The following is a 10,041-nucleotide window of genomic DNA, read 5'->3' as shown; positions in this document are numbered from 1 at the left end:
GACTATCCTGAAGACTTGCGAGAGGTGCCACGATGAGGGCCATGTTCCGTGACCTGGGCGAGGCACTGCGGGAGTTTGTGGAAACCCTGGGTGCCATGACCCGCTTTCTGGGCCGGTTGCTCTGGGAAACCCCGGCCGCACTGATGCGATTTGGCCTGGTCTGGTACCAATTGCACCGGATTGGCGCCCACTCTCTGCTCATCATCGGCATTTCAGCGGTATTCGTGGGCATGGTGCTGGCCCTGCAGGGCTACCACATACTCAATCAGTTTGGGGCCACGGAGTCCCTGGGTGTGATGGTCGCCATGACTCTGGTTCGGGAGCTGGGGCCGGTGTTGACCGCAGTACTATTCGCCGGTCGAGCGGGGACATCCCTGGCTTCCGAGATTGGACTCATGCGGGCAACCGACCAATTGTCAGGCATGGAAATGATGGCCGTTGACCCGGTCAAACGGGTCATCATGCCCCGCTTTCTGGCGGGTGTGATTGCGGTGCCATTGCTGGCGGCCATCTTCAGTGCACTGGGCATCTTTGGCGGCTATGTCGTGGGTGTGGGTCTACTGGGTGTGGATGCCGGGCCTTTCTGGTCTCAGATGAACGCGGCGGTTGATGTCCGGACAGATGTCATGAGTGGCGTCTGGAAAAGCATAGCATTCGGGATAACGGCCAGCCTGGTGGCCGTCTACGAGGGCTACAATGCCCCGCCCACTGCTGAGGGTGTCAGTCGCGCCACCACACGGGCAATCGTCATCACTGCAGTCGCGGTGCTGGCTATTAACCTATTGATTACTGCCATTATCGTCGGTGAGGGTTGAGGCATGCGTCACAACAAGGCAATGGATTTTGGTACCGGCCTGTTTGTCCTCTTGGGGATTCTGGCCATCTTCTTTCTGGTAACCCAGACCACCGGAATGCGTACTCTGGGAACAGAGGACAGCTTTGAAGTCAGCGCCCGCTTTGACGATATCGGTGGCCTGCGGGTCAGGGCACCGGTCACCATGGCGGGGGTGCGGCTCGGCAGGGTCAGTGATATCCGTTTTGATGACGATCGTCTGGATGCGGTAGTGACCCTTCGCATCAGTGCCCGTCACGATAATCTACCGGCGGATAGCATCGCCTCCATTCGGACTTCGGGCTTGCTGGGTGAGCAATTCGTTGCCCTGGACCCGGGGGGGGATCCAGATGCTTTAACCGAGGGCGATCAGATCATTCATACCCAATCAGCCATTGTGCTTGAACGTATTATTGGCCAATTCCTGACCATGCAGGGAGATTAAGTTATGCAGAGCAGAATCATTCAGGTCTTGACGACTGCCATGGCCGCGGCCGTTTTAGCCCTTCCCGCGTCATCCCTGGCTGAGGAGGACTCTCTCCCGGACCCGGCAGTCATGGTGGAGGAAACCGCTCACGAAATCCTGCGTGAGCTGAGAGAGCGTCAGGACGAGATGCAGGATGATCCGAGCGCAGCTTATCAGTTTGTAGAAGATCTGCTGCTGCCGGTCTTTGATCTGCCCTATGCCACTCGCCTGGTGCTCGGCCGACATGGTCGTGATGCGAGCCCTCAACAGCGCCGTGATTTTGGCGAAGCCTTCTATCGCTTCCTGGTGCGCAGCTATTCAGACGCATTGGTGGATCAGGACCTGTCCGAAATCGAGATCGAAGTCCGGCCGACCCGGGGTGAGCCAGACCCCTCGCGGACTCGAGTCCGTACCGAGGTGGTGCGCGATGACGCTTCCAATATTCCCGTGGATTTCGCTCTCCGCTACACCGATGACGGCTGGAAAGTCTTTGATGTGACGATCGAGGGTGTTTCCTACGTGACCAACTACCGTAATTCCTTTGACAGTGAGATTCGTCAGCGGGGTATCGATGCGGTCATTGAGCGCCTTCGGGACCGGACCCGTCGTAAGGAACAGGAGATGGAGGAATCTATTGAGCAGGACAATGGCTGACCAGTCGCCATCCAGCCTGGATCTGGAGAAGGCCGGCCGGGGCCGTTACCGACTGAGTGGCGAACTGGTATTCGGCACCGCCGAACAGGCTCTGACCCTGTCCCAGTCTCTGGATTTTGCCACGACCGTGGAACTGGATCTTTCCGGAGTGAAGCGCGTCGACAGTGCGGGCCTGGCCGTCATGGTGGAATGGTGGCGCCGTTGTCAGGCGGCCGGAGGCCAGCTGAAGCTGGGGGAAATCCCCGAGCAGCTCAAGGCCTTGATTCGGATCAGCCAGCTCGACTCGGTGTTTGGCGATCTTGGTGGCTAGCAGGCGCCTGGCTGCCGCAGGCGCTTACCAGTCCCAGTCATCGTCATCTTCCCAGTCGTCTTCCCAGTCCTCGGGCGGTGGATCACCGTCGTAGATGAGATGGCGGCGCCGCTGAAGATAGGCTTCACGCATGGTGACATAGGGGTCGAATTCCTCTTCCAGGAAACGGTCTGCATCCAGCAGCCCGGCCCGGACGTCAACAGCGCGAATGAGATAGAGGCCGTAGCGCTCGGGCAGGGGAATGGTCTGATAGGTGGGGTCAACATAGCTATCCACCGCCATACCCGTGGTGTCCCTCACCGTGGAGGGGCCAAGCCCCGGCAGGACCAGATAGGGGCCGGCGCCGGCACCCCAGACGCCCAGAGTCTGGCCGAAGTCCTCGTTGGCCGCTTCAAGGCCCACATGGGTGGCAGGATCAAACAGACCACCAATGCCAATGGTTGTGTTGATCAGGAATCTGCCGGTGCCGCTGAATGCCTCGCCACCCTTGCCCTGGAGGCCGCTGTTAAGGATCACCACGGGCTGGCGCAGATTACTGAGAAAATTGCCGATGCCGCTTCGTACCGGCCGCGGCACATTGTCCCGGTAGGCGACGGCGACCGGCCGCAAAGCCGCGCGATCGATGGCGTCGTTGAAGGCATAGACCTTGCGGTTGAAGCCTTCCCAGGGGTCTCGCGGATCCCGATCCTCGGCGGGAACGCTGGCGCAGGCACCCACAAGTGATGCGATCAGGAGCGCGGCGAGAAAACGCAGGCTGGATCGATGCATGGCAAACGAATTCCTTGGAATTTTGCGCATCTTAACAGGCCCGGTGGCCTGGAGGAATCATGGCGATTTCGCTGCGAGTAATCTGAGAGGGAGATGAGAACGGACGGCCATGGGGAAGCCGCTCTGCTGACTGCAAGCAACCAAAGGAGTCACAATGAGAGCATTCACATCAAGCCTGGTATTGCTGCTGTTGAGCTTGTCCCTGCTGGCAAGCGACCGGGCCCTGGCTGGTTCAGAGCTTGACTGGTACCTGCCCTGGGCGAGCGAATACGATGACAGCATCCCTACGCCCGAAGATGTTCTTGGCTTTCAGCCAGGGGAGTGGCATGCCAGCCACGACCAGCTCATTCGTTATTTCGAGCATCTGGCTGCTGCCTCTGATCGGGTGACCATGGTGGAGAAAGAGCGCACCTATGAGCAGCGACCCATGCTGGTAGTGCGGATAAGCTCCAGCAGCAACCAGGACAACCTTGAGGAAATTCGCGATGCACGGCTTCAGGCCCTGCAGCCAGGCAGCGGCGAGGACCTGACCGAGCACCCGGTGGTTAACTGGTTTGGTTACAGCATTCACGGTGACGAGGCCAGTGGCGCTAATGCCTCCATGGTGGTGGCCTGGCATCTGGCGGCTGCTCAAGACGAGCGTACTCGCGAGATTCTCGACAACACCATTATCCTTATTGAGCCGGCCATGAACCCGGATGGGGTTCAGCGCTTTGCCACTTGGGTCAATATGCACCGGGGCCAGACGCTGGTAGCGGATCCACAGAATCGCGAGCATCGGCAGGTTTGGCCACGGGCCAGAACCAACCACTATTGGTTCGACCTCAATCGTGATTGGCTGCCGGTCCAGCATCCCGAGTCCCGGGCGCGAGTCGCCGGCTTCCAGGCCTGGAAGCCCAACGTGGTTGGCGACTGGCATGAAATGGGGCGTAACAGCACCTATTTTTTCCAGCCGGGTGATCCCGACCGGGATAACCCCCGGACGCCGGACCGGAATTTTGAGCTGACCGGCAAGATTGCCGAATTCCATGCCGATATCCTGGATCAATACGGCGTGCCTTATTTCACACGGGAAGTATTCGACGACTACTACTACGGCAAAGGCTCGACCTTTCCCGATATCCAGGGTGCCATTGGCATTCTCTATGAGCAGGCCAGTGCCAGGGGCCATCTGCGGGAGACCATCCACGGTGAGCGCAGCTTCACCGAGGCGGTTCGTAACCAGGTCCTGACCTCATTCTCGACGCTGGAGGCCAGTCACGAATTGCGTGATGAACTGCTGGGATTCCAGCAGCAGTTCTTTGAAGACGCCATGGATGAGGCCCGCCAGGATCGCCGCAAGGCTTTTGTCTTTGGTGACCCCGCGGATCGTGGCCGGACAGTCGAGCTGGTGGAAATCCTCCTGCGCCAGGATGTGGAAGTCAGCCCTCTGGGTGAGTCGATTGAGGTAGACGGCCATCAATTTCGACCGGGCGAGGCCTGGGTAGTGCCCCTGGAGCAGCCCCAGTACCGCTTTATCCTGGCGATGATGGAGCGGCAGCTGAGCTTCCCGGACACGCGCTTCTATGATGTTTCCACCTGGACCTTGCCGCTGGCATTCAATATGCCGACGGCGGAGCTGTCGGCGCGGCAGTTGCGCCGTCTGGATGCCGGTCAGGCCCTGGACGATGTGCCAGGGCTCGGAGGCAGTCTGGCCCTGGATGTGGACCGCCCGGTAGCCTGGGCCTTCGACTGGGCGCCCTATTATGCACCGCGCATGGCCCAGAGGCTGTTGGAGGCCGGGGTTCGCCTTCGGGTTGCCACCAATGAGTTCGAAGCCTCTGTGGGGGGTGGCGAGAGCCGAGAGTTCGCCCGAGGCACCATTCTCATCCCCGCGGGGCTTCAGGACGAGGCCAGCCATGAAGAGATCGAGTCCATTCTGCGCCGGTATGCGCGGCGAGATGGTGTGGATGTGACGGCGCTGGATAGTGGTCTGAGCCGTGGCGGGATTGACCTGGGAAGTCCCAGCTTCCGTCCGGTCGAACCCGTACGCCCTGCGATTCTCGTGGATGACGGCGTTCACATGCAGGAAGCCGGGGAGATCTGGCACCTGCTGGACCATCGTTATGGGGTCCCGGTGACTCTGTTGAATCATGGCGAGTTGGGTCGGGCCGACCTGGATCGCTATACCCATTTGTTCATGGTTAATGGCCAGTGGCAGCAGCAACTGGACGAAAGGGCCGAGGAGGCCCTGCACGAATGGGTCCACGAGGGCGGCACCCTGGTGGCACAGAAAAACGCCCTCCAGTGGGTTTCGGATAGCGGACTCTACGAGCTCGACTTTCGCGACCGCCCGCAGGGCGAGGAAGACCGCTTGCCCTACGGGGATTTTAGCGGTGATATCGCCGCCCAGGTGATTGGCGGTTCCATTTTCGAAACCCACCTGGATCTGAGCCATCCCCTGGCATACGGCTACACTCGGGAGAAGCTGCCCGTATTCCGCAACAGCACGCGTTACCTGGAGCCTGGCGATAATCCCTACAACCAGGTAGCGCGCTACAGTGAGGAACCTCTGCTGAGCGGCTACGTTTCAGAAGAAAACCTGGCCACCATGGGCGGCAGCCTGTCGGTGAAGGCCGATCGAGTGGGGAGTGGCACGGTGGTGCTGTTTGTCGACAATCCCAGCTTCCGGGCTTTCTGGTTCGGGACCAATCGTTTGCTGATCAACAGCCTCTACTTCAGCGGCGCCATTGCCCATACTCGCCGTCCCTGACACTCCTTGAACGGCACAAGAAATCCCCCTTCCCTTGTGACAGGGAAGGGGGATTTTCTTTTTGCTGCCAGCCGGACTCGATCAGTACAGCTACCGTGGCGGTGTGCCTCGCTGTGCCCTTTGGGCGGAGGAGGGCAGGTTTCGCCATTCCATATGCAGCTGATCCATGCGATCCATGTAGCGATTGCGCCGTGAGTCGTCCAGGGCGGGATGGCTCAGGGCCATGCGCATCTGGGTCAGGGCATGGTAGAGGTCGCCATGCTTGTGGAAATAACCGGCCATGTGGAAATGAGACCCCGGAATATCACCCAGGTTGTTACTGGCCTCGGCCATCATTCGGAAATGCCGGGGCTGAGCTCCCGGGCGCCGGGTCAGTCGCTGCAGAAGCGCCAGGGCTTCCTCGGGTTTATCCATCTGAAGCAGGGTGCGAGCGTGGCTCTCCATCAGGACTTCATTATCAGGAAAGAGTTCGGCTGCCCGTTGGAGGAGGGCAAGGGCCTCATCCATCTTGCCCTGGCCCAGGAGGTTTTCAGCATGACCCACATGGTAGGCGATGATGTCAGGCGAGCTCTGGCGGAGTTGATCAAAGACACGGGCTGCTTGTTCATGACGGCCCCGAAACTGGTCTTCCAGTGCCTGCCTGTAGCGTTGCAGGTCCATGGTGAAGCTGGGGCTGGCAGGTGATCGCGCCGGAGTCAGCTGGACCGGGTCACGCCCCGAGCTGACCGCAACGCGGGCGTTGATTCGCTCCCGGGCAAGGTAGAAACGGCGACCTGACTCGTATTCTCCTTCGCTTAGCCGACGTGCCCGATTTCGGGCCTCGGTGATGCGATGAGTGGTGAGGGGGTGGGTGCGCAGGTATTCAGGAACGGCCTGACCTGCGCCGTACTGATGGCGACGCTGAAGCTTCTCGAAGAAGCGGGCCATGCCCTCCGGGTCAAAGCCGGCATCGGCCATCATCTGGATCCCCACCCGGTCGGCTTCATATTCATGGGCGCGGGTGTAGTTGATCTGCCGCTGCAGCTGGAGAGCCTGAGCCGACAACATGGTGGCCATCGCGGCATCGGAGTCGCCGGTATTGGCGGCGATCAGGATGGCGCCCAGCATGGCTCCGAGAGTGGCCAGGCCGCTACCCTGCATGGCGTCGATCTGCCGGGCAATATGGCGCTGGGTGACGTGGGCAATCTCATGGGCCACCACGCCAGCCAGCTCCGCCTCGGTATCGGCGGCCAGGATCAGGCCCGCATTCAGGCCGATATAGCCGCCGGGCAGGGCGAAGGCATTGATTTCGGCACTGCGCATGACGAAAAAGTGAAACTGATCGCCGGGACGTGAGCTGTGGGCGGCAATGTGCTGGCCCAGGTCCCGAACGTACTCCTCGATATCCGGGTCTTCCAGCAGTACGCTGGCCTCCCGCATCCGCCGGACCACTTCCTTGCCGATCTGGTCCTGTTCCCGGGGCGAGAAAACCGTGCTGCTGGCATCCCCCAGGTCCGGGAGCTTGCTGATGTCAAAGGCCTGACCATGGGCGGGTGCCGGCGACAGGTTGAGCGCGGCGGCCAGGACCAGACTGCACAGCTTGGCGACTATCAGGCGCATTCCAGAAACGAGCCTCCCGGAGACGGTGGGTATTCTATCTTGGGACAAGATAACAGGCTTGGCGTTTCACTCAAGTCTGGTGGGCACCGTGAAAAAACCATCCATAACGGCTTGGGCCGGCATTTTATTCAACCCCGCGGGGTGACCCTCGCCGGATGTCAGGTTCCGGCCTGGCGGGCGAAAAAAAACGCCCCGTTGGTGGGGCGTTTTTCCTGAATCGACCTTAGGGTTGTCAGAACCGGTAGCGATACTGTGCGGACAGTATATTGGCAGCCGCCTCGTAGCTCCCGACGATGCGGTCGCCCTGGCCGCCCGTGCGGTCGAAGGGGGTATCGTCACCCAGCATCACATGAACGTAGGCGAAATCCCATTCACTGGATTCAGACGTCTGCCATGTAGCGCCAAGGGCAAGCCAGGTACGATCGTTATCGGGCGTCCGCGGCGGCCGGTTGAACCGGTCGCGTGCCGCTGACTCGTCGTAGGCAATGCCGGCACGGAAGGTCCAGGCATCACTCCTGCGATAGTCCAGGCCGATGGAATAGCGATCCTGGCTCTGGAAGTTGATCGGCTCGACGGAATCGGGCTGGTTGGGATTGTCGAATTCGACCCGCAGCTCATCGAAGCTTTGCCAGCCCATCCGCGTGTAGTCACCAAACAGAGTGATCTGATCAGAGACCTGATGGGCAATGCTCAAGGACAGGGCATCGGGGCTCTCGAATTCAGACGTGATGCGGTCGTCGATGAACAGACCCTGCGTGCTGAAGAGTGTCGGCACGTCACTGAATCGGGCTTTCCCGCTCAGGTCGTGGTCTACCGAGCTTCGGTAGTTCACACCCAGGCGGGTCTCTCCCCAATCGAACAGGGCGCCAGCAGTAAAACCGTAGCCCATGCCGTCGCCCGACAGCTCTACGCGGCCATCCGCCGACTGGGGGCTGAGCCCCTGAGCGCTACAGGTGGTGGGGTCCACCTGAGCGAAGCAGATGGCGCCGAAATCAAGCGCATTACTGAGTGTGGAAATCTCCATGTAATGAATGTTGAGGCCAAGGCCGAGGGAAACCACATCATTGACCTTGTAGGCGATTGAGGGCGCAAGGTTAATGATGCCCAGATCCGACTCAAGGGCCTGATAGCGAAAGATGGAGTCTGAGTCGTACTTAGTCCGTGATCCAAAAGGTACGCTTAGTCCCACGCCGAAGTGCAGCTGATCATTGATCTGCTGGTGGTAATAGGCATTCGGGATGAACGAGAGCTGGCCGATCCGGCCGCCTTCGCCGCCGGAGAGCGGCTGGCCGATGGCATCGGTCGCCGAGTCCTTGGTGAAGTCCATGCGCACATCGTTGCCATGCAGGCTGATGACGAATTCCCGGCCCTCGAGGCGGGTCATGCCGGCCGGGTTGAAGAAGATGGTAGAGGCGTCCTCGGCCAGCGCAGCGCCGCCGGCGAAGGCATGGCCCGCGCCGCGTGCGCCCTGATGGGAGACAGCGAATCCGGCGGCCGAGGCCGCGATTGGGATAGCCGCGGTCGCACCCACCACCAGGACGGCCGTGCAGCAACGCAGGATACTGTGGCTCATTGCTTATTCCCCTCGAAATTTGTTTGTGAACAAACGGCTGTTTGGGCGTCTTCCGGCTGATTCAAGCACAGGGTCACGGAAGAAGCAAGGTGCTCGTTGAGGAGGGCCTGATGCGGTAGAGGGCGGCTTTACGGGGCCCCTGGCATTATGGGCCCTTTACAACCTCCGGATGAGGGGCGATGATTTGCCCCTATCCATCAGGCAGTCTGGACCGGCACATGAATGTCATTAGGGACTGGTTTTACAAGCATTTTTCCGATCCCCAGGTGGTGATTCTGGTCGGCCTGCTGGTGGCGGGCTTCCTGGGCATCGTCTTTGCCGGCCAATATCTGGCCCCGGTGATCGCCAGCGTCATCATCGCCTACCTGCTGGAAGGGGTCATCCAGCCCATGCAGCGGATGGGGATTCCCCGCCTGCTCGCGGTTTCGCTGGTCTTCACTCTTTTCTTTGTGGTTCTACTGTTGCTGATTTTCAGCCTCTTTCCGATCCTGGTCCGCCAGGCGGGGCAGTTGCTGGATCTGGCCCCGGCCATGTTCGCGGAGGGGCAGCGACTGCTGATGACCCTGCCCGAGCGGTATCCGACGCTGTTCAGCGAGACCCAGGTCGAGCGCTTTCTGGAGCAGATCCAGTCGGAAGCCGGGGGATTCACCGATACCGCCCTGCAACAGACGGTGTCTTCGGTCGTCGGCGTCGTGACCCTGTTGGTCTATATGGTCCTCATGCCATTGCTGGTGTTCTTCTTTCTCAAGGACAAGGAATCCATTCTGGACTGGGCCCGGAGCCACTTGCCGCGCCAACGTGGCCTGGCCGCGCGCGTCTGGGAGGAGGTGGATTCCCAGCTGGGCAATTTCATCCGCGGCAAGTTCTGGGAGATCCTGATTGTCTGGGTGGTGACCTACATCACCTTCATGTTCATGGGCCTTAATTTCGCCATGCTGCTGGGCTTCCTGGTGGGGATTTCGGTGCTGATCCCCTATATCGGGGCGGCGGTGATGACGGTGCCGGTGGCTCTGGTGGCCTATTTCCAGTTTGGCTGGAGCGCCGAACTGGCATGGATCCTGGTGGCATATGGGATTATCCAGATGCT

9 protein-coding genes are annotated in these 10,041 nt (G+C 60.3%); 6 read left to right on the top strand and 3 right to left on the bottom strand.

The window, feature by feature from the left end:
* Positions 1-32: 32 nt before the first annotated feature.
* From mlaE to ACJWXQ_RS10040, 4 genes are read left to right on the top strand one after another with little or no spacing between them, the layout of a single operon-like run.
* Positions 33-815 (top strand): lipid asymmetry maintenance ABC transporter permease subunit MlaE, encoded by a 783-nt coding sequence (gene mlaE / locus ACJWXQ_RS10055; protein WP_346049340.1) that lies wholly within the window; start codon positions 33-35, stop codon positions 813-815.
* A 3-nt stretch (positions 816-818) separates the two neighbouring features.
* Positions 819-1,277 carry an outer membrane lipid asymmetry maintenance protein MlaD gene (mlaD, locus tag ACJWXQ_RS10050; protein WP_346049342.1) on the top strand — a complete coding sequence of 153 codons (459 nt, stop codon included), beginning with the start codon at positions 819-821 and terminating at the stop codon, positions 1,275-1,277.
* Positions 1,278-1,280: 3 nt separating this feature from the next.
* Positions 1,281-1,952 carry an ABC transporter substrate-binding protein gene (locus tag ACJWXQ_RS10045; RefSeq protein ID WP_346049344.1) on the top strand — a complete coding sequence of 224 codons (672 nt, stop codon included), beginning with the start codon at positions 1,281-1,283 and terminating at the stop codon, positions 1,950-1,952.
* Positions 1,945-2,262 (top strand): STAS domain-containing protein, encoded by a 318-nt coding sequence (locus ACJWXQ_RS10040; RefSeq protein WP_346049346.1) that lies wholly within the window; start codon positions 1,945-1,947, stop codon positions 2,260-2,262. Before ACJWXQ_RS10045 ends, ACJWXQ_RS10040 begins: the two co-directional genes overlap by 8 nt.
* Positions 2,263-2,286: 24 nt before the next feature.
* Here the strand turns inward: ACJWXQ_RS10040 and ACJWXQ_RS10035 are convergent, their stop codons facing one another.
* Positions 2,287-3,030, bottom strand: a complete 744-nt coding sequence (locus ACJWXQ_RS10035; protein ID WP_346049348.1) for a VacJ family lipoprotein — start codon at positions 3,028-3,030, stop codon at positions 2,287-2,289.
* A gap of 154 nt (positions 3,031-3,184) precedes the next feature.
* On the opposite strand from ACJWXQ_RS10035, the gene ACJWXQ_RS10030 reads away from it, so the two are divergent.
* Positions 3,185-5,782, top strand: a complete 2,598-nt coding sequence (locus ACJWXQ_RS10030; RefSeq protein ID WP_346049350.1) for a M14 metallopeptidase family protein — start codon at positions 3,185-3,187, stop codon at positions 5,780-5,782.
* A gap of 90 nt (positions 5,783-5,872) precedes the next feature.
* Here the strand turns inward: ACJWXQ_RS10030 and ACJWXQ_RS10025 are convergent, their stop codons facing one another.
* Positions 5,873-7,381: a M48 family metalloprotease gene (locus tag ACJWXQ_RS10025; RefSeq protein WP_346049352.1), complete on the bottom strand. Its 1,509-nt coding sequence runs from the start codon at positions 7,379-7,381 to the stop codon at positions 5,873-5,875.
* A 232-nt stretch (positions 7,382-7,613) separates the two neighbouring features.
* Positions 7,614-8,954: an OmpP1/FadL family transporter gene (locus tag ACJWXQ_RS10020; RefSeq protein ID WP_406672746.1), complete on the bottom strand. Its 1,341-nt coding sequence runs from the start codon at positions 8,952-8,954 to the stop codon at positions 7,614-7,616.
* A 179-nt stretch (positions 8,955-9,133) separates the two neighbouring features.
* Here ACJWXQ_RS10020 and ACJWXQ_RS10015 point away from each other — a divergent pair.
* Positions 9,134-10,041, top strand: a 908-nt coding sequence (locus ACJWXQ_RS10015) for an AI-2E family transporter (RefSeq protein ID WP_406672745.1), incomplete at its 3' end; no start/stop codon positions are given.

It is taken from the genome of Natronospira sp. (assembly GCF_007134575.1).
In the GTDB taxonomy this organism is placed as follows: Bacteria; Pseudomonadota; Gammaproteobacteria; order Natronospirales; family Natronospiraceae; genus Natronospira; species Natronospira elongata.
This window is presented reverse-complemented; position numbering and strand designations above follow the sequence as displayed.